General features: G+C 72.8%; 13 protein-coding genes and 1 pseudogene. 4 read left to right on the forward strand and 10 right to left on the reverse strand.

Going from position 1 to position 18,780, the window contains the following annotated elements; translation table 11 throughout:
- Nucleotides 1-108: 108 nt before the first annotated feature.
- Nucleotides 109-2,103, reverse strand: coding sequence for a CocE/NonD family hydrolase (locus tag ACFZAX_RS07185; protein WP_390959912.1), 1,995 nt, complete (start codon nt 2,101-2,103; stop codon nt 109-111).
- A gap of 219 nt (nt 2,104-2,322) precedes the next feature.
- Here ACFZAX_RS07185 and ACFZAX_RS07190 point away from each other — a divergent pair, with 219 nt between their 5' ends.
- The 3 genes and pseudogenes from ACFZAX_RS07190 to ACFZAX_RS07200 form a co-directional block, all read left to right on the forward strand.
- The gene (locus tag ACFZAX_RS07190; RefSeq protein ID WP_390959914.1) at nt 2,323-3,333 is read left to right on the forward strand and encodes a polyprenyl synthetase family protein; all 1,011 of its coding nucleotides are present in this window, start codon (nt 2,323-2,325) and stop codon (nt 3,331-3,333) included.
- Between the two features lie 238 nt (nt 3,334-3,571).
- Nucleotides 3,572-4,816, forward strand: a complete 1,245-nt coding sequence (locus tag ACFZAX_RS07195) for an outer membrane lipoprotein carrier protein LolA (protein WP_390959916.1) — start codon at nt 3,572-3,574, stop codon at nt 4,814-4,816.
- 227 nt (nt 4,817-5,043) lie between these two features.
- Nucleotides 5,044-5,622: pseudogene (locus tag ACFZAX_RS07200) on the forward strand (TetR/AcrR family transcriptional regulator); the annotation flags it as partial.
- Nucleotides 5,623-5,803: 181 nt separating this feature from the next.
- Here ACFZAX_RS07200 and ACFZAX_RS07205 read toward each other — a convergent pair.
- From ACFZAX_RS07205 to ACFZAX_RS07220, 4 genes are all read right to left on the reverse strand, one after another.
- Nucleotides 5,804-6,631, reverse strand: a complete 828-nt coding sequence (locus tag ACFZAX_RS07205) for a Cof-type HAD-IIB family hydrolase (RefSeq protein WP_390959918.1) — start codon at nt 6,629-6,631, stop codon at nt 5,804-5,806.
- A gap of 622 nt (nt 6,632-7,253) precedes the next feature.
- Entirely contained in the window at nt 7,254-8,858 is a 1,605-nt protein-coding gene (locus tag ACFZAX_RS07210; RefSeq protein WP_390959920.1) for an FAD-dependent monooxygenase, read from the reverse strand.
- 69 nt (nt 8,859-8,927) lie between these two features.
- The gene (gene rarD, locus ACFZAX_RS07215) at nt 8,928-9,932 is read right to left on the reverse strand and encodes an EamA family transporter RarD (RefSeq protein WP_390959922.1); all 1,005 of its coding nucleotides are present in this window, start codon (nt 9,930-9,932) and stop codon (nt 8,928-8,930) included.
- 156 nt (nt 9,933-10,088) lie between these two features.
- A complete protein-coding gene (locus ACFZAX_RS07220; RefSeq protein WP_390959924.1) occupies nt 10,089-10,949 on the reverse strand; it encodes an NmrA family NAD(P)-binding protein in 861 nt (286 codons plus the stop codon).
- A gap of 148 nt (nt 10,950-11,097) precedes the next feature.
- Between ACFZAX_RS07220 and ACFZAX_RS07225 the strand changes: the two genes are divergently transcribed.
- Entirely contained in the window at nt 11,098-11,505 is a 408-nt protein-coding gene (locus tag ACFZAX_RS07225) for a winged helix-turn-helix transcriptional regulator (protein WP_390959927.1), read from the forward strand.
- A 154-nt stretch (nt 11,506-11,659) separates the two neighbouring features.
- Here ACFZAX_RS07225 and ACFZAX_RS07230 read toward each other — a convergent pair whose 3' ends face one another.
- From ACFZAX_RS07230 to ACFZAX_RS07250, 5 genes are all read right to left on the reverse strand, one after another.
- Nucleotides 11,660-12,721 carry a thiamine pyrophosphate-dependent enzyme gene (locus ACFZAX_RS07230; RefSeq protein WP_390959929.1) on the reverse strand — a complete coding sequence of 354 codons (1,062 nt, stop codon included), beginning with the start codon at nt 12,719-12,721 and terminating at the stop codon, nt 11,660-11,662.
- Nucleotides 12,714-14,660 (reverse strand): 2-oxoacid:acceptor oxidoreductase subunit alpha, encoded by a 1,947-nt coding sequence (locus tag ACFZAX_RS07235; protein WP_390959930.1) that lies wholly within the window; start codon nt 14,658-14,660, stop codon nt 12,714-12,716. Before ACFZAX_RS07235 ends, ACFZAX_RS07230 begins: the two co-directional genes overlap by 8 nt.
- A 330-nt stretch (nt 14,661-14,990) precedes the next feature.
- Nucleotides 14,991-15,650, reverse strand: a complete 660-nt coding sequence (locus ACFZAX_RS07240; RefSeq protein ID WP_390959932.1) for a response regulator — start codon at nt 15,648-15,650, stop codon at nt 14,991-14,993.
- A gap of 515 nt (nt 15,651-16,165) precedes the next feature.
- Nucleotides 16,166-17,071, reverse strand: a complete 906-nt coding sequence (locus ACFZAX_RS07245) for an aminoglycoside phosphotransferase (RefSeq protein WP_390959934.1) — start codon at nt 17,069-17,071, stop codon at nt 16,166-16,168.
- Between the two features lie 69 nt (nt 17,072-17,140).
- Nucleotides 17,141-18,553 carry a sensor domain-containing protein gene (locus tag ACFZAX_RS07250; protein ID WP_390959936.1) on the reverse strand — a complete coding sequence of 471 codons (1,413 nt, stop codon included), beginning with the start codon at nt 18,551-18,553 and terminating at the stop codon, nt 17,141-17,143.
- Nucleotides 18,554-18,780 lie beyond the last annotated feature (227 nt).

An 18,780-nucleotide genomic window follows, 5' to 3' on the forward strand; every position in this document is an offset into this window, starting at 1 on the left:
CAGTCGCTGTGCGGGACACGTTACGTCGGTGCGCACGGACCGTGTCCGCACGCGGACCTCGTACCCGGTCGAGCCCGTCCGGAAAGCGGCCCCTCGCATGACGCCCCGTCAACCGGCCGTACGCGGAATGCGCTTCTCCCAGGTGCGGTGGAAGACGATCTCGTCGCCGTGCCTGCAGACCACCTCGTCGGAGGTGACGAAGTGCGTCGCGTCCGCGCCGGTCTCCGAGCGGGTCGTGATCTCCGTCCGCCAGGCCGTCTCGGGCCGGTGCAGCCGGACCGTGCGGTCCGACCTGGCCCGCGCCGACAGGGGGTCGTCCTGCTGGACGGTGAAGGTGTCGAGGGCGTCCTCGGTGATCTCCAGGCCGTCCGGGTGGAAGCGCGTCCCGCCCGGGTGCGGGTCTGCCTCCAGCCGCCACTCGCCCCGGGCCAGGTCCCGCACGATCCGCCGCTCCGGGCGCTCCCCGTCCAGGGTGGCCGGTACGGCCTCGCCGAGCGGCTCGGCCTGTTCGGGTTCGCCGAAGACGGGGGCCGGGTCCTCGGTGGGCCGGCGGACCGGGAGCTCCACCAGGCTGCCGTCGGCGTCGAGCGTGAACCCCGCCGAGTCGGCCTGCGGCCAGACCCACGGCCAGTACGAGGAGGAGACGGCCAGCCGGATGCGGTGGCCGGGCGCGAAGGCGTGCCCGATGCCGCTCAGTTCGAAGGTGACGTCCTCGGTCGTGCCGGGCGGCCAGTCCTCGGCGCGGTCCCGGCCGTGGCGGGTGGCGAGATTCAGGGCGCCCCGGGTGACGAGGGCGGAGGAGCCGTCCGGCGCCACGTCGCAGAGCCGGGCGACGACCTGGCCGCGCGGCACCGCCAGGGTCAGCCGCAGCCGCACCCGGGGGCGGCCCAGGATCTCGACCGGCGCCCCCTCCACCGGGAACTCGAAGGCGACCGACTTGGCGTCCTCGTCGCGCTGGTCGGGCGGCAGGTCGGCGTCGTTCCCGCACGGCGAGAACCGGCCCGCGTCCAGTCCGGTCTGCTGCGGCGAACGGACGATCCGGGCGCCGCCCCGCAGGGCGTACGCCACCGGGGTGACGCTCGCGGAGGGCCACGTCGCATCCCCGACCCAGCGGCCGGGCAGCGTCTCGTAGCGGGTGGCGGGCGGGTGGGAGCCGCTGATCCAGGACCGCAGCAGGGGCTCGCTCATCACCCCGGTCTCCTGGCCCTTCAGGTGCTGGTCCCACCAGCGCAACGTCTCCTGGAGGAAGCCGATCGCCGGACCGGGCGCCCGGCCCCGGTCCGGGTACCCGTGCGGCCAGGGCCCGATCAGCCCGCGCACCCGGGCCGGGTCCAGGTGCTCGGCCAGCCGCAGCACGGTGTCGCGGTACGGATCGTGCCAGCCGCCCACCGCGAGGACGGCGGCCCGGATCGCGCCGTACTCCTCGCGGACGCCGGCGCGCAGCCAGTAGTCGTCCCGGGTCTGATGGGCCAGCCAGGTGTGGACGAGCGGGTCGAGGGACTCCAGCCGCTCCAGCCACATCGCTTTCCAGCCATCCCCGACGAGCTCGGGATCGGGCGGCTCGGCAGCCGCCGCGAGCAGCCCGGCGGCCCGGGCGTGCAGGTCCGAGGCGAGGACCGAGCCGCCCCAGTACTGCCCGCCGTTGTCGTACCCGTCGTCCGTGGAGCACACCGCGACGACCGCCCGCAGCGCGTCCGGGGCCGCCGCGGCGAGCCGGAGCGACGCGGCCCCGCCCCAGGAGATGCCGAACATCCCGACCCGGCCCGAGCACCACTCCCGCTGCGCCAGCCAGTGGATGACCGCCACCCCGTCGGCCACCCCGGCGTCGCCGTACGCGTCGCCCGGCAGGCCCCCGCTGTTCCCGTGGCCCCGTACGTCCACCCGCACCGAGGCGTAGCCGTGGCCCGCGTACCAGGGGTGGCGCTGGCGGTCGCGGGGCGCCGTCCCGTCGGCGAGCCGGTGCGGCAGGTACTCCAGCAGCGCGGGAACCGGCTCCTCGGTGACGGGCCGCCAGACCCGTGCGTACAGCAGGGTGCCGTCCGGCAGCGGGACGCGGAGATCCTCGCGGACGGTCTCGTACGGGAACTCGGTCCGGATGCGCATGGTGTACCTCGGTGGGCGGGTCCGGCGGCCGGGCGAACCGGCGGTCTCCGTGCGGTGCGACAAAGCGGCAACTCGTGATCGTATGAGCCGATCCCGAACATACCGGCGGTGGCGGGAAGCCGCCCACGGTGATCGAAAGGGGACCGGATACGCTGGCATGAGTGAAGACAGCCGACAGATCGACATTCGTGTGATCGTCAGCAGACAGGAGACCCTCTCGTGACCGTCGTCGGGCCGTTCGGGCTGCGCGTGCGGGACCAGGCTCTTGAGGCCGATGTCCAGACCGGCCTGGCCGCTGTCGAGGCCGGGCTTCTCGATGCCACCAAGAGCGACGTCCCCTTCATCACGGAGGCCGCGCAGCACCTGGTCCGGGCCGGAGGCAAACGGTTCCGACCCCTGCTGGTGATGCTGGCGTCCCAGTTCGGCGACTCCGACGCCCCCGGCGTGGTGCCCTCGGCCGTCGTGGTCGAACTGACGCACCTGGCGACGCTGTACCACGACGACGTGATGGACGAGGCCGAAGTCCGCCGGGGAGTGGACAGCGCCAACGCCCGCTGGGGCAACTCCGTCGCCCTGCTCACCGGCGACTTCCTCTTCGCCCGCGCCTCGCACATCCTCTCCGACCTCGGTCCCGAGGCCGTCCGCATCCAGGCCGAGGCCTTCGAACGGCTGGTCACCGGACAGATCCTGGAGACGGTGGGCCCGCGCGACGGCCGCGACCCGGTCGACCACTACATGGACGTCCTCAGCGGCAAGACCGGCTCCCTGATGGCCGTCTCCGGCCGTTTCGGCGCCCTCATGTCCGGCGCCGACGAGCGGACCGTCGACGTCCTCACCCAGTACGGCGAACGGCTCGGCGTCGCCTTCCAGCTCGCCGACGACGTCCTCGACATCGCCTCCGACTCCCACGAGTCCGGCAAGACCCCCGGCACCGACCTCCGCGAGGGCATCGCCACCCTGCCCGTACTGCTGCTCCGCGCGCAGGCCGCCGCCGACGGCAAGCCGGACGACCTGGAGCTGGTGGAGCTGCTCGACGGCGACCTCGCCGACGACGCCCGCCTGGCCGAGGCGCTGCGCAGGCTGCGCGTCCACCCGGCGCTGGAGCAGGCCCGCCGCGTCACCGTCCGGTACGCCGAGGACGCCCGGGCGGCCCTCAACCCGCTGCCCGACTGCTACGCCAAGTCGGCGCTCGCCGAGCTGTGCGACCTCGTGGTGCACCGGGCGGGCTGACGTTTTACAGGGGAAGCCCCGGGGGCGGACGTACCTCCGGCGGAGTGACGTCATACCCGAGCCGTACGCGGAGTTGATGCCGCGGGCTGACGCGTGACATCCCCCGATGAGGTCAGATGGAGAACAACCACTCCTCCTGACCCCATCGGGTGAGAAGCGTCGGGTGAGCAACGCGCCGGGGAGTGGACGAACGCGACCGCAGAGACGGAAGCCGCCGACCACGGAGGTAGGGCACACCATGGCACCCATCGACAGCGCGGAGACCCAGGGCGATCCCACCGGCGCGACCACGCGCGCCGATCGCATGCGCCGCAAGGCGTCCCGCACACTCGTCCCCGTCGCGGTGGCGGGAGTGGCCGCCGCGACCATCGGGCTTGTCCCCGCACTCGCCGACAGCGGCGACCCGGACCTGCCGAAGATCACCGCACAGCAACTCGTCGAGAAGATCGCCGCCTCGGACACCCAGCGGCTCTCCGGCACGGTGAAGATCACCACCGACCTCGGCATCCCCTCGCTCGGAGGCCTCGTCGGCTCTCTCGGCCAGGGCGCCGGGGTATCGGGGAGCGCCGCACCCGAGGACCGGCTGACCGAACTGGCCTCGGGGACGCACACCCTGAAGGTGGCCGCCGACGGCCCCGAGAAGCAGCGGCTGACCATCCTCGGCAGCTCCTCCGAGTACAGCCTGATCCACGACACCGACGAGGTCTGGGCCCACGAGAGCGGGTCCGACGAGGTCTTCCACGCGAAGACCGGCGGGGGCGGGCACGAGGAGAGCCGCCGCGGGGCCGCCGCCGAGGGCACGCCCCGGCAGTTCGCCGATCAGGCGCTGAAGGCGGTCGGTGACACCACGTCGGTCACCGTCGACGGCACGGTGCGGGTCGCCGGGCGCGACGCGTACCAACTGCTCATCGAGCCGAAGCAGTCCGGCTCCACCATCGGCTCGGTCCGGATCGCGGTGGACGCGGAGAACGGCGTACCGCTGCGGTTCACCCTGAGCCCGAGCTCCGGCGGCAAGGCCGCCGTCAACGTGGGCTTCAGCCAAGTGGACTTCGGCAAGCCCGCAGCCTCGGTCTTCGAGTTCACCCCGCCCAAGGGCGCCAAGGTGACCGAGGCCGGGGACGCCGCCGGCCAGGGGGCGGCGGGCAAGGAGGGCGGACCCCTCGCGGGCCTGCTGCCCGGCGGCCTCGCCGGGCTGGAGGGCACGGACGGCGCCGAGGGCGGGGCCGCCGGGGGTGTGAAGACGGTCGGCGAGGGCTGGACCACGATCCTGCGGGCCGAGGCGCCCGGTGGTGCGGACCTGGCGTCGGCGAAGGGGAGTTCCTCGCTGCTGGACGCCTTCGGCGACAAGGCCACGGGGAAGTTCGGTTCCGGCACGGTCTTCAGCACGCGCCTGGTGAACGCCCTCGTCACCGATCAGGGCAAGGTCTACGTCGGCGCGGTGACGCGGGACGTCCTCGTGCGGGCGGCGGACGCGGACCACTGACGCGGGGCACCGGGGCCGGTCGCGAGAGGGCTGGGGCGATCGGCTCCGGGCCGTCCGTACCGTCGGCCGGCCGAGCCGTCCCCCGATCGGCTCGTCGCGGCACGAACGGCACGAACGGTGCTGACGGCGGAGCCGACACGGTACGTTCCGTTTCCGCCTCGCTCATGTTCGACTTTTGGCGACGACCTGTCAACAAGGAGTGGTGAGAGGGGTCCTATGCTCACGGAATGAGCGGATTGCCGAGTTCTGTGCGACGCAGCGAACGGTCCCGACGCGCGATCCTGGAGGCGGCGCTGGAGCTCTGCACGGAGAGGGGCTACGGGCGGGTGACGGTGGAGGCCATCGCCGCCCGGGCCGGCGTCAGCAAGAAGACGATCTACCGGTGGTGGCCGGCGAAGAGCGGCATCCTGATGGAGATCTTCACCGACGTCCTCTCCGACGCCGCCCCGTTCGCCGACACCGGCGACATCGAGGCCGATCTGCGAAGACACATCGGACTGGCGGTACGACTCCTCGGCACACCCCCGTACGGACCGGCGTACGCGGGCATACTCTCCGAGCTCCACCACGACGAGGACCTCGCCCGGGACCTCGCCGAGCTGGTCGTCGACCCGCGGGTCGACCTGGCGGTCGAACTGCTCACCCGGGCCCAGGAACGGGGCCAGATCACGGCGGACGCCGACCCGCGGCTGATGGTCGAGCTGCTCTACGGGCCGGTGTACTACCGCCACGTCCTGCGCAAGCCGCCCCAGGACGACGCGGCGATCGCCGCGTTGGTCGCCGTGGTGCTGCGCGGGCCGGGAGCAGTGGCGGCGCAGGGCGGCGGGCCGGGCCGCGCGTCGGACACCGCGCCGGTCGCGGAAGCGGGCCCCGCCCGAGGCCAGGGAGCGAGTCCGTCCGGAGAGCCGGTCGCCCGAGGCGTCGGCGTCGGTCCGTCGAACGGGCGGCCGGTCGCCTGAGGCACCGGCCGGTGGAATGAGCCGCCGGTCAGCCGAAGAGGCGTTCCAGCACCACCGCTATGCCGTCCTCGGTGTGCGCCAGCGTGACCTCGTCGGCGGCGGCCTTCAGCTCCGGGTGGGCGTTGCCCATCGCCACCCCGTGCCCGACCAGGTCGAACATCGGCAGGTCGTTGGGCATGTCGCCGAAGGCGACGGCGTCCGCCGGATCCAGGTCCAGGAGTTCCGCCGCCACCGCGAGCCCGGTGCCCTTGTGCACGCCGTACGGGGCGAGTTCGACGGTTCCGGGTCCGGCCATCGTGACCGTCGCCAGATCGCCCACGGCGGCCCGGCCGAGAGCGGCGAGCTCGTCGTCGGTCAGGTCCGGGTGGCGCACCATCACCTTGATGACGGGCTTTGCCCAGAGGTCGTCGCGGCGCCCTACCCGCTGGGCGGGGAGCGTCGGGTGCGGCATCCGGTAACCGGCCTCGATCAGGGTCAGCCCCGCCGGGCCGTCCTGGTCGACGGCGGCGAAGACCGGGCCCGCCTCCGCCTCGATCTTGCCCAGCGCCATGTCGGCCAGTTCACGGTCGAGGGGGACCGAGCGGAGCATCCGGGCGGACTCGGCGTCGTACACCTGGGTGCCCTGCCCGCAGACGACCGGGCCCCGGTAGTCCAGTTCCGCGAGGAGGGTGCGTGTCCCCGGGACCGCCCGGCCGGTGACGATCAGGTGCCGGGCGCCGGCCGAGGCCGCGCGCCGGAGGGCCGCGTGCGTGCGGCGGCTCACGGAGTCGTCGGGCAGCAGCAGGGTGCCGTCCAGGTCCGTGGCGACGAGGGTGTGCGCGACCCGGACGTGCGCGGGCGCGGGTGACGAATGCATGGTTCCAGCGTAGGGAGATCGGCTTTTCGTCGGACGGCGCTGACCTGGGGCGACGGTCAGCTTTCCGGCCGGTGGGGGGCGCGGTCGGCCACCAGGGCGGCGGACAAAGGGTGATCTTGGGGGATTGGCCCCGGTACGCGCCGTGGGGGAAACGCGTACCGGAGCGAACCGGAACCCCTGCCTCCCGTGCGCGGCGCCGGTCGGACGCCTGTACGGGGCACCCGCGCGGCCCGGGGGAACGTGCGTGCGGGACGGGTACGGCGCCCGGGGCTGCCCCGTCGTCCCGGGCGGGCACGGAGCAGCCCTTCGCGCGCCGCGACGGGAGGAGGTGCGTCGGTGGGCCGACGCCGGTGCCCCGGCACCGGTGCGAGCGCGGGGGCGACACCGGTGCCGACGGGCCGGGGGTCCGGCGGAGCTGCCGACGAGGGGAGTGCCCTTGATCTGCCCGTGTGGGCTCGCGGGGGAACCGGGAGCCCCTGGCGAAACGATCCTCCGACGCCCGTTCGGCCCAGCGGACGGCGCGCGCCGACGCCGTGGAGCCCTGCGGACGGCCCGAAACCGGGGGCCCTGCGCACGTCACCTCCGGGAGACCTGCGTACGCCCCCGGGGAGAACTGTGGAGGTCACCCGCGGGGAGCGGCCGTCTCCGCCCCGCCGCACAGCACCGCCAGGTACTCCCGCACCCGGGACGCCTCCACCGCCGGGGCGACGAGCCCGAGGTGGTGGTCGGGGCGGACCACCAGGACGGTGCCGTCCGCGCCGGGTTCGTACGCGGCGCGGACCCGCCCCTCGTGGTCGAGCACGCCGGCGGGGCCGTCCGGCGCCTCGCCGGGGCCGTACACCCGGTGGACACGCACGGTGTCGCCGTACGCCTCCGTCGCCGCGCGGAGGACCGGCTCGCTCTCCGGGCCGAAGCCGAGGACCACCGGGTGCGGCTCGGCGAAGAGGTGGTGCAGCCGCATCGGCGCACCGGTCGCCACCGCCCGGCACGGCGCGTCCGGCGCCCGGTCCCCGGCGCGGGGGCCGGTCTCCGGGGCTCCGGCGGCGAGCGAACTCCACCGGTAGCCGGTGGAGAGGCCGCTCGCCTCCCCGGCGGCGATCGCCGAGTCCAGCCCACCGCCGGGGAGGCGGATGGCGGCCATCGTCTCGGCCAGCCGCTCGGAGGTGAACTCCAGGGTCCAGGCGGCGACGGGCAGCCGCTCCTCCTCGTAGGTGTCGAGCAGGGCCGGTGCCGCGAGCCCGGTCAGCACGTGGGCGAGCTTCCAGCCGAGGTTGAAGGCGTCCTGGATGCCGGTGTTCATGCCCATTCCGCCCGCGATCGAGTGGACGTGCGCCGCGTCCCCGGCGAGCAGCACCCGGCCGTCCCGGAAGCGTTCGGCCATGCGGATGTTGACGCGGTACGTGGAGAGCAGCGTGGCGCGCCGGAGCACCTCGCCCGGGAGTCCGGTGTGCCGGCCGAGCAGGCGGCGGAAGCCCTCCTCGGTCGGCGGCTGCGGCGCGCCCGCCGCGTCCCGCTCGGGGCCCGCCTGGAACCACCAGCCGTCCCGGGTGCCCGGGATCGGGCAGAGCATCACGGCCCCGGTGGCGTCGAACCACTGGTGCCAGATGTCCCGGTCGAGCGCGTCCGCGTCGATCTCGACGTCACCGCAGACCATCACCTGGTCGGTCTGCGTCTCACCGGTGAAGGGGATGCCGAGCAGCTTGCGCACGGGGCTGTGCGCGCCGTCGCAGCCCACCACGTACCGCGCCGCGACGGCCGAACCGTCGGCGAGGGCGGCCGTCACCAACGACCCGCCCTCGGGGCGCCGGCCGAGACCGGTCAGCTCGGTGCCCAGCTCGACCCGGACGCCGTCCTTCGCCAGCCGGTCGCGGAGGATCTCCTCCAGGCGCCACTGGGCGATCAGCCGGGGCCAGTCGAAGGCGGAGGCGGGGACCGGGGTGGGCTCGGCGTACGGGTCGAAGTCGGAGACCGGGACGTGGTCGCGGTACTTGCGCATGGTCAGCGGCAGCGACCCGGACGCCAGCACCTCCTCGGCCGCCCCGAGGCTCGCCAGGACCTCCAGCGACCGCAGGTTCGGCCCCTTCGCCCGGGAGCTGCGCGGATGCGCGGTCGACCTGTCGATGATCCGGACGCCGACCCCCCGGCGCGCGAGGTCGCACGCCAGGGTCAGGCCGGTGGGACCGGCGCCCACGATCAGTACGTCGGTGACCGGTACGTCGGTGGTCATGGCTGCTCCTCGGGCGGGGATACGGAACCCCAAGAAAAACGCAACCGAGGCAAAAAGGCAACCGGGTAACTATTTGTCGGCGGGGCTGCGCGCGGTGGCCGGGGCGATGGTGTCCGCACTCCCCGTGGGCGGCACCGTCGCCCCGGTCACGGCAGCCGCCGCCGCGAGCCGGAGCGCCTCCGCCCGGCCGCGGCGCGCCGTACGGAGCGCGTCCCAGGTCAGCAGCATCAGCGCCAGCCACACCAGCGCGAACCCGGCCCAGCGCTCCGGCGGCATCTCCTCGTGGAAGTACGCCACCCCGAGCCCGAACTGGAAGACCGGGGCCAGGTACTGGAGCAGGCCCAGCGTCGACAGCGGTACGCGGATCGCCGCCGCCCCGAAGGCGATGAGCGGGATCGCCGTCACCAGCCCCGTGGAGGCGAGCAACAGCCCGTGCCCGGCGCCCCCGCCGGAGGTGAAGGTGGTCTCGCCGCGCGCGCCGAGCCAGAGCAGGAAGCCGAGGGCCGGCAGGAAGAGGACCGCCGTCTCCGCGGCGAGCGACTCCAGGCCGCCCATGTCGACCTTCTTCTTCGCCAGGCCGTAGGTCGCGAACGAGAAGGCCAGCACCAGGGAGATCCACGGCGGGCGGCCGTATCCGATGGCGAGTACCAGCACGGCGGCGCATCCGGTCGCCACCGCGATCCACTGTGCGGGCCGCAGGCGTTCGCCGAGGAGCAGCACGCCCATGGCTATGGTGACCAGCGGGTTGATGAAGTAGCCCAGGGACGCCTCGACCACGTGGCCGCTGTTGACGGCCCAGATGTACAGGCCCCAGTTGACCGTGATCACGGCCGCGGCGGCGGTGATCAGGGCGAGCTTGCGCGGCCTGCGGACGAGTTCACCGATCCAGGCCCAGCGCTTCAGTACGAACAGGGCGGCGCCGACCACGGCCAGCGACCAGACCATCCGGTGGGCCAGGATCTCCGCAGCCCCCGACGGCTTCAGCAGGGGCCAGAAGAGGGGGACGAGGCCCCACATCCCGTACGCGCCCATTCCGTAGAGCATCCCTGCCCGCTGCTCGTCCTTCCCCTCCACGGGGCCTCCCTCATGCGTGGGCCGGCGGTCGCCGACGCCATGAAGGTAGCTCCGGAAGAGGCCTCGCGTCATTGCCGTATCGCGTCAACGGTCATGACGCGAGCATCCTCCGGTGGTACGAGGCGCGCGTGCGCCTCGTACGCGGCCCGCGCGCGGTCAGGCTGCGGCGACGGCCTCCGCGACCGTCACGGCGAGCGGGGTGGTGGGCCGGCCGATGAGCCGGGCCAGGTCGCCGCTGGTACCGGCGAGCAGACCGCGCCCGATCGCCTCGTCCACGTCGACCAGGATCTCGGCGAAGCCCGCGGGCAGCCCGGCGGAGACCAGGATCTCCTGGTGCACGGCGGCGGGCACCTGCTGGTACGCGATCTCCTTGCCGGTGGCCCGGGAGACCTCGGCGGCGTACTCCGCCAGCGACCAGGCGGTGTCGCCGCTCAGCTCGTACGCCGTGTTCAGGTGGCCCTCGCCGGTCAGTACGGCGACGGCGGCGGCGGCGAAGTCGGCCCGGGTCGCCGAGGCGACGCGCCCCTCGCCCGCGTTCGCGACCACCGCGCCGTGCTCCAGCACCGGTGCGAGGTTCGCGGTGTAGTTCTCGGTGTACCAGCCGTTGCGCAGGAAGGTGTAGGGCAGCCGTGAGTCCAGGATCAGCTGCTCGGTCACCTTGTGCTCCCCGGCCAGCAGGAAGTCGGCGGCCGGCCCGCCCAGGACACCCGTGTACGCCAGCTGTGCCACGCCCGCCTCCTTCGCCGCCTCGATCACCGCGGTGTGCTGCTCCACGCGCTTGCCGACCTCGCTGCCGGAGACCAGTAGCACCCGGTCTCCGGCCCGGAAGGCCGCCTTGAGCGTCTCGGGCCGGTCGTAGTCGGCGACCCGGAGCTCGACCCCGAGGGCGGCGAGCGGGGCGGCCTTCTCCTCGTCGCGTACGACCGCGGCGATCCGGTCGGCCGGGACGGTGGCGAGCAGCTGCTCGACGACCAGGCGTCCGAGCTGTCCGGTGGCTCCGGTGACGACGATGCTCATGGGGTGGTTCTCCTTCATGGCGCAGGGTTCCGCACGATCCCGCACGGGTGATTCGCCCGTTATCGGATACATGGCGACTGTTTACTCCACTCACCCTAAGAGGTGTACTTACTCTGAGGAAGTACCCACTTTGAAGTAAGGTGGTGTCATGACGGTACGTACGGAGACCCCCGGAGAGCTCGTTGCGGCGGCGGCCCGCGAAGCGGACGTCAACCGCGCGATGTGCCCGTCCCGGGTCGTGCTGGAACACGTCACCAGCCGCTGGGGCGTGCTGGTGCTCGCGGCCCTGCTGGAACGCCCCTACCGCTTCAGCGAACTGCGCCGCACCATCGAGAACGTCAGCGAGAAGATGCTGGCCCAGACCCTGCGGACGCTGGAGCGCGACGGGTTCGTGCACCGGGACGCCCAGCCGGTCATCCCGCCCCGCGTGGATTACTCCCTCACCCCGCTCGGGCGCGAGGCCGCCGAGCGCGTGTGGCGGCTGGCCCGCTGGTCCGAGCACCAGGTGGACGCGGTCGCCGCCGCCCGGGCGGCCTACGACGCGCGCGAGGCGTGACCGGGGAAGGCCGCGGCCCGGAGTCGGGGAACGACTGAGCCCGGGAACGACTGAGCACGGGGACGACTGAGCACGGGGACGACTGGGCCCGGGTCCCGCAGCCCCGAAGGGCGGCGGAACCCGGGCTCCGGTGCGCCGGACGTGGTGCCGGTGCTCAGCCGACGACCGTCCAGGTGTCCTTGCCCGCCAGGAGCGCGGCCAGGTCGCCCTTGCCCTGCTGCTCGACGGCGGTGTCCAGCTGCTGGGACATCAGCGTGTCGTAGACGGGGCGTTCGACGCTGCGCAGGACTCCGATCGGGGTGTGGTGGAGGGTGTCGGGGTCGGCGAGGCGGGAGAGGGCGAACGCCGTGGTCGGGGAGGCGGCGTGCGCGTCGTGGACCAGGACCCGGGAGCGGTTCTCCTCGGTGACCGCGACGACCTGGAGGTCGCCGCCGGCCGGGTCGCGGACGACGCCCTTCGAACCGTCCGCGCCGAAGAGGATCGGCTGCCCGTGTTCGAGGCGGATGACCGCTTCCTGGGCGCGCTCCTTGTCCTTGAGGGCTTCGAAGGCGCCGTCGTTGAAGATGTTGCAGTTCTGGTAGATCTCCACCAGCGCCGTGCCGGGGTGGTCGGCCGCCGCACGCAGCACGCCGGTGAGGTGCTTGCGGTCGGAGTCCACCGTCCGGGCCACGAAGGACGCCTCCGCGCCGAGCGCCAGGGACACCGGGTTGAACGGGGCGTCGAGGGAGCCCATCGGGGTCGACTTGGTGACCTTGCCGAATTCGGAGGTGGGGGAGTACTGGCCCTTGGTCAGTCCGTAGATCCGGTTGTTGAACAGCAGGATCTTCAGGTTGACGTTCCGGCGCAGGGCGTGGATGAGGTGGTTGCCGCCGATGGAGAGGGCGTCGCCGTCGCCGGTGACGACCCACACCGACAGATCCCGCCGCGAGGTGGCGAGGCCGGTGGCGATGGACGGGGCGCGGCCGTGGATGGAGTGCATCCCGTAGGTGTTCATGTAGTACGGGAAGCGGGAGGAGCAGCCGATGCCGGAGACGAAGACGATGTTCTCCTTGGCGAGCCCGAGTTCGGGCATGAAGCCCTGCACGGCGGCGAGAACCGCGTAGTCGCCGCAGCCCGGGCACCAGCGGACTTCCTGGTCGGACTTGAAGTCCTTCATCGTCTGCGGCGTCTCGGCCTTGGGGACGAGCTGGAGGAGGGAGTGGGCGGTGTCAGCCATCGATGGCCTCCTTCAGCGCGGTGGCGAGCTGTTCGGCCTTGAAGGGCATGCCGTTGACCTGGTTGTAGGAGTGGGCGTCGACGAGGTATCTCGCACGGATCAGGGTGGCGAGCTGGCCGAGGTTCATCTCGGGCACGACGACCTTCTCGTACCGCCGGAGGATCTCGCCGAGGTTGCGCGGGAACGGGTTCAGGTGGCGCAGGTGGGCCTGCGCGATCGTGTCGCCGGCCGCGCGGAGTCTCCGTACGGCGGCGGTGATGGGCCCGTAGGTCGAACCCCAGCCCAGGACGAGGGTGGTGGCCCCGGTGGGGTCGTCCACCTCCAGGTCCGGGACCTCGATGTTGTCGATCTTCGCCTGGCGGGTGCGGACCATGAAGTCGTGGTTGGCCGGGTCGTAGGAGATGTTCCCGGTGCCGTCCTGCTTCTCGATCCCGCCGATCCGGTGCTCCAGACCAGGTGTCCCCGGCACCGCCCACGGGCGGGCCAGCGTCTCGGGATCGCGTTTGTACGGCCAGAACACCTCGGTGCCGTCGGCGAGGGTGTGGTTCGGCGTGGTGGCGAAGGTGACCTGGAGGTCGGGGAGCTGATCCGGTTCCGGGATGCGCCAGGGCTCCGAACCGTTGGCGAGGTAGCCGTCGGAGAGCAGGAAGACCGGGGTGCGGTAGGTCAGGGCGATCCGGGCGGCCTCTAGGGCGGCGTCGAAGCAGTCCGCCGGGGTCTTCGGCGCGACCACCGGGACGGGGGCCTCGCCGTTGCGGCCGTACATCGCCTGGAGCAGGTCCGCCTGCTCGGTCTTGGTGGGCAGCCCGGTGGACGGACCGCCCCGCTGGATGTCCACGATCAGCAGCGGCAGTTCGAGCGAGACGGCCAGCCCGATGGTCTCCGACTTCAACGCCACCCCGGGCCCCGAGGTCGTCGTCACCCCGAGGGAACCGCCGAACGCGGCGCCCAGCGCCGCCCCGATCCCGGCGATCTCGTCCTCGGCCTGGAAGGTCCGCACACCGAAGTTCTTGTGCCTGGACAGCTCGTGCAGGATGTCGGAGGCCGGAGTGATCGGGTACGAGCCGAGGTAGAGGGGCAGCCCGGCCAGCCGGGACGCCGCGATCAGCCCGTAACTGAGGGCCAGGTTGCCCGAGATGTTGCGGTACGTACCGGTCGGGAACGCCTTCGAAGCCGGTGCGACCTCGTAGGAGACCGCGAAGTCCTCGGTCGTCTCGCCGAAGTTCCACCCGGCGCGGAACGCGGCCACGTTCGCCTCCGCGATCTGCGGCTTCTTCGCGAACTTCTGCCGCAGGAACGTCTCCGTGCCCTCCGTCGGCCGGTGGTACATCCACGACAGCAGGCCCAGCGCGAACATGTTCTTGCTCCGCTCGGCCTCCTTCCGGGAGAGGCCGAAGTCCTTCAGCGCCTCGATCGTCAGCGTGGTCAGCGGCACCGGGTGGACGTTGAACGCCTCCAGCGAACCGTCCTCCAGCGGGGAGGTGGCGTAACCGACCTTCGCCATCGGGCGCTTGGTGAACTCGTCCGTGTTCACGATGACCTCGGCCCCGCGCGGGACGTCCCCGATGTTGGCCCGCAGGGCCGCCGGGTTCATCGCCACCAGCACGTTCGGCGCGTCGCCGGGCGTGAGGATGTCGTGGTCCGCGAAGTGCAGCTGGAAGGACGACACCCCGGGCAGCGTCCCGGCGGGCGCCCTGATCTCGGCCGGGAAGTTCGGCAGGGTCGACAGGTCATTGCCGAACGACGCCGTCTCCGAGGTGAAACGGTCGCCCGTCAACTGCATACCGTCGCCGGAATCCCCGGCGAATCGAATGATGACCCGATCCAGTCGACGGATTTCTTTCACGCCGGCCTCCGCATTTGCCGCACGAGGAGCACGTTGCTCCCCGACGACGGCCTCGTCGGTCGTATCGGCCTGGCTACTGACCTGGCTGGTCACTGAACTGGACCTCCCTTGGGCGGCGGCTGCGGAACAGCCGGTCCGCCGGCGGTCCCGCGGCCCACACTACGTCGGTAAGGGGCGCCTTCCTCCGTCGATCATATGGGGGACGTCGGGAAGGGAGGCCGGTTCTCTCCGATTTTCCTGCGGAATCCAGCCTTCCGTGGCAGGTCGGAGGACTTGTGCGTTCTCGTCCTTTCGACGTGGGCCGCACATTCCCGCTCCGGGGAGGATTGATCGCGCCGAAAACCGTTCAAGAATGCGCGGTGTCCGGAATTCGGAGGGGCGGACCGGCGGTCCGGACCGCTCGGGAGCGGCCCGGCGCGGACCCTACGAGTTCAGGTACGTCAGCACCGCGAGCACCCGGCGGTGGTCGCCCTCGCTCGGCGCGAGACCGAGCTTGAGGAAGATGTTGCTGACGTGCTTCTCCACCGCGCCGTCGCTCACCACGAGCTGCTTGGCCACCGCGGAGTTCGTCCGCCCCTCCGCCATCAGGCCGAGGACCTCCCGCTCGCGCGGCGTGAGACCCGCCAGCACGTCCTGCTTACGGCTCCGGCCCAGCAGCTGCGCCACCACCTCGGGGTCCAGTGCGGTCCCGCCCCCGGCCACCCGCACCACGGCGTCCACGAAGTCCCGTACGTCGGCGACCCGGTCCTTCAGCAGATAGCCCACCCCGCGCGTGCTGCCGGCCAGCAGCTCGGTGGCGTACCGCTCCTCCACGTACTGCGACAGCACCAGCACCCCGACGCCCGGGTGATCCTTGCGCAGCCGCACCGCGGCCCGGACGCCCTCGTCGGTGTGGGTCGGCGGCATCCGTACGTCCGCGACCACCACGTCCGGCAGCTCCTGCCGTGCGTGGAGCTCCGCCAGCAACGCGAGCAGCGCCTCCGCGTCCCCCACCCCGGCGACGACCTCGTGCCCGAGATCGGTGAGCAGCCGGGTCAGGCCCTCCCGCAACAGCACCGAATCCTCGGCGATGACTACGCGCACCTTGTTCTCCACGTTGCCGCTTCCCCCACCGCTGTCGTCGTCCTGAGCCGGTCGCCCGGCGTTTTCACTTCCGTCCCCCAGCATCCCAGCCCGGGGCGGTGCGGGCGGAACGGGGGCGGTCATGTCCCGCAGGGGTACGGATGTACGTCGACGGAGCACGCGGTGTGTTCATCCGTGGGTGAGAAGAAGCTGGTGGGAAAGGGTGCGGGCGGAGGATTCGGTGGTTTGCTGTCGCCCGGGTTTCCGGTGCCGTCATCCGTGTACGGGCCACGTCTCGGCCTGCCCGGGATTTCGGCGCTCCCGCCGGTCTCGGCGTTTTCGGCATGTTGAGGGTGTTCGTCGGGTCAATAGCCGGGGCGGCGGTCGGATCAGGGGACGGATCAGGGCTCGGATCAGGGCTCGGATCGGCGGTCGGATCGGCGGTCGGGCCAGCGGAGAGAAATGCGGGAATTCTGATCATGTGAATGAGGTGGCCGTCGGGAAAGGACAGCGCACGGAGGCACGGGTCGGGCGGTTCACCTCCGGCGCGCCTGCGGTCCCCGGAGCACCGCCTCGGCGGCCCTGACGTACCGGTCCGCCTCCCCGGGGCGCGCCCGGCCACCCGGCCCCGCGTTCTCGCTCTCCGCGACGAGCCGGAAGATCAGCGCGCGGATCAGCATCTGCTGCCAGTCCGGGTGGCCACCGCCCGCCGCCGGCGCGGACGGAGGGCTGGACCGCAGCCCGGACGGGAGTCCGGACCCGAGCCCGGAGGAGTAGCCGGGCGGAAGGCCGAACCACAGCAGTCCGTCCGCGATCACCACGGCCTCGGCGAAGAGCGGGGGCCGCCAGTACGGCGAGAAGTCGATCACCACGGGCACCTGGTCCGGGGCGAAGAGCACGTTCCCGGTGAGGTCGCCGTGGACGAGCTGGGCCGCGTCCTGCCGCACCGGACGCCTCAGCGCCAGCAGAGCCGAGAACGGGGCGGCGAGGTCCGCGATCACCTCGGCGTCCTGCTCGCCCCACGCCACCCGGTCGGCCACCGCCCAGGGGTGGGTGTGCCGGCCGAGGAAACCTGGCCGGGGGAGTCCGCGCAGCGCGGCGTGGAAGGCCCGGCCCGCACTCAGCACGTCGGCCCAGTGACCTCGCGGACCGGGTGTGCCGGCCAGGAACGCGTGGGCGGTCCAGCCGTCCACGAGACTCCGGCCGTCGGCGGTCCGGAGCGGGCGCGGGACACGGAACCCGGGGCCCGGTGCCAATGCCTCGAACAGGGAGGCGGCCCACTCGGCCTCGGCCTCCGTCCCCTCCGCGGGCTTGAACACGTACCCGCCGACGAGGACGCTCCGCCCCTGACCGCCGGCCAGGGGGACGGGCGTGCCGCCCACGACTCCGAAGGCGTCGAGGACGGCGCGGGGCGGGACGAGGACGTTCGGCTGCTCGGTCACGACGGGCATCCTGCCCGCACCACCGCGCCCCGCGCACCCGCGTTCCGGCGCATTCGCCGGGCGCCCCGGTCAGTCCCGCCACGGGAGCCGTGCGGTCACCGTGGTCGGGCCGCCCGCCGGGGACCGCACGGTGAGGCTGCCGTCCACGGCCCGCAGCCGCTCGGCGAGGCCGGCCAGTTGGCCGCCGGCCGTCACGTCCGCGCCGCCCCGCCCGTCGTCGTCGACCCTGATCACCAGGTGGTCCGGGCGGTCCAGGTGTCCCGGGCGGTCGGGCCGGTCGTGGCCCTTCTGCCGGTCGGCCGTCTGCCGCACCGTGACCGAGGCGCGGGTGGCACCCGCGTGCCGGGTGACGTTGCGGAGCAGCTCGGAGACCGTCACGTACGCGAGGTTCTCGACCGCACGCCCCGGGCGGAGCGGCAGCTCCACGTCGACGGAGACGGGGACCGCGCAGCGGGAGGCGACGGAGGAGAGGGCGGCGTCCAGGCCCCGGTCGGTGAGGACGGCCGGGTGGATGTCCCTGGCGAGGTCGCGGAGCTCCTGGAGGGCGACCTTCACCTCGCCGTGCGCCCCGTCGATCAGCCGCGCCGCCGTGTCCGGGTCCTCGGAGAGGCGTTCCTTCGCCAGCCCGAGCTCCATCGCGAGGGCGGCGAGCCGGGCCTGGGCGCCGTCGTGGAGTTCGCGTTCGATCCGGCGCAGGTCGGCCGCCGCCGTGTCCACGACCACGCCCCGGTCCGACTCCAGCTCCACCACGCGGGAGACCAGCCGGGACGGGCCGAGCAGCCCGCCGACCATCACCCGGTCCACGGAGGCCAGCCCCCGGACGATCCACGGCGACACCAGCACGAGGACCAGCCCGACACCGCAGGTCGCGGTCAGCTCGAAGGCCGAGTCCAGGTAGACCCGGTGCGTCGCGTCCCCGTACAGCTGGAGGCCGTCGACACCCACGTACGCCGGGAAGACCCAGGCCCAGAGCGGGTACGTGAACATGCTCCACGCGGTCGTCACCACCGTCACCGAGACGGTGAACGCGAAGACCGCCCACGGGAAGTGCAGGAACCCGTAGAGCAGGTGGCGCCAGGAGGTGCCGCTGCGGAGCGCCGCGCCGGCCCAGGAGAACACCCCGCCGGTACGGCCCCGTACGGGCTCCGGGCCGGTGACGTCGAGCCGCAGCAGGGCGCGGGCCCGCAGGCGTTCCAGGACGCCGAAGCCCCGGCACACCGCCAGGCCCGCCGCGAGCACCGGGATGCCGAGGAAGGTGACCATCAGGCCGGCGCTCAACGAGACCGTGGTCACCACGAGGACGAAGAGCACCGTGCTGACCGGCAGGCTCAGCAGGAGGTACAGCAGCTCCCGCCAGGTCCGCGACTCGACCGGCGCGCGGAGCACGGCCGGGAAGAAGTGCTTCTCGTCGGGGCGGTCCCAGGAGCCGGTGGAGCCACCGCCCTGCCCGTCCCGTGCGTCCGATCCGTATGCCGTGGCCATCGCTGCCGTCCGTTTCCGTTCTCCGGTGAGCTCCATGGGCGAGCCCGATGGGTGAGCCCGATGACGGGCCGTTCCTCACATGCCGTTCTCGCGGGACCCGTGGTCACGGCCCGCGCGCGGCTTCCCAGCCGAGGACTCCAGCCTCTTCCGTACGGGCGCGCCGCACCATGAGGGCGGTCTCCGTATCCGGTGGGGGGTTACCCCCACCCCGGCGTGCACGTCGTGCG

The sequence above is a fragment of the Streptomyces sp. NPDC008125 genome, from assembly GCF_042957125.1.
In the GTDB taxonomy this organism is placed as follows: domain Bacteria; phylum Actinomycetota; class Actinomycetes; order Streptomycetales; family Streptomycetaceae; genus Streptomyces.

What these genes read in the sequence shown, in the direction of transcription:
- ACFZAX_RS07220 (WP_390959924.1), bottom strand. Translation starts at nt 10,949, where the DNA reads ATGAGCATCGTCGTCACCGGAGCCACCGGACAGCTCGGACGCCTGGTC.
- ACFZAX_RS07205 (WP_390959918.1), bottom strand. Translation starts at nt 6,631, where the DNA reads ATGCATTCGTCACCCGCGCCCGCGCACGTCCGGGTCGCGCACACCCTC.
- ACFZAX_RS07210 (WP_390959920.1), bottom strand. Translation starts at nt 8,858, where the DNA reads ATGACCACCGACGTACCGGTCACCGACGTACTGATCGTGGGCGCCGGT.
- ACFZAX_RS07225 (WP_390959927.1), top strand. Translation starts at nt 11,098, where the DNA reads ATGACGGTACGTACGGAGACCCCCGGAGAGCTCGTTGCGGCGGCGGCC.
- ACFZAX_RS07195 (WP_390959916.1), top strand. Translation starts at nt 3,572, where the DNA reads ATGGCACCCATCGACAGCGCGGAGACCCAGGGCGATCCCACCGGCGCG.
- ACFZAX_RS07185 (WP_390959912.1), bottom strand. Translation starts at nt 2,103, where the DNA reads ATGCGCATCCGGACCGAGTTCCCGTACGAGACCGTCCGCGAGGATCTC.
- ACFZAX_RS07250 (WP_390959936.1), bottom strand. Translation starts at nt 18,553, where the DNA reads ATGGCCACGGCATACGGATCGGACGCACGGGACGGGCAGGGCGGTGGC.
- ACFZAX_RS07230 (WP_390959929.1), bottom strand. Translation starts at nt 12,721, where the DNA reads ATGGCTGACACCGCCCACTCCCTCCTCCAGCTCGTCCCCAAGGCCGAG.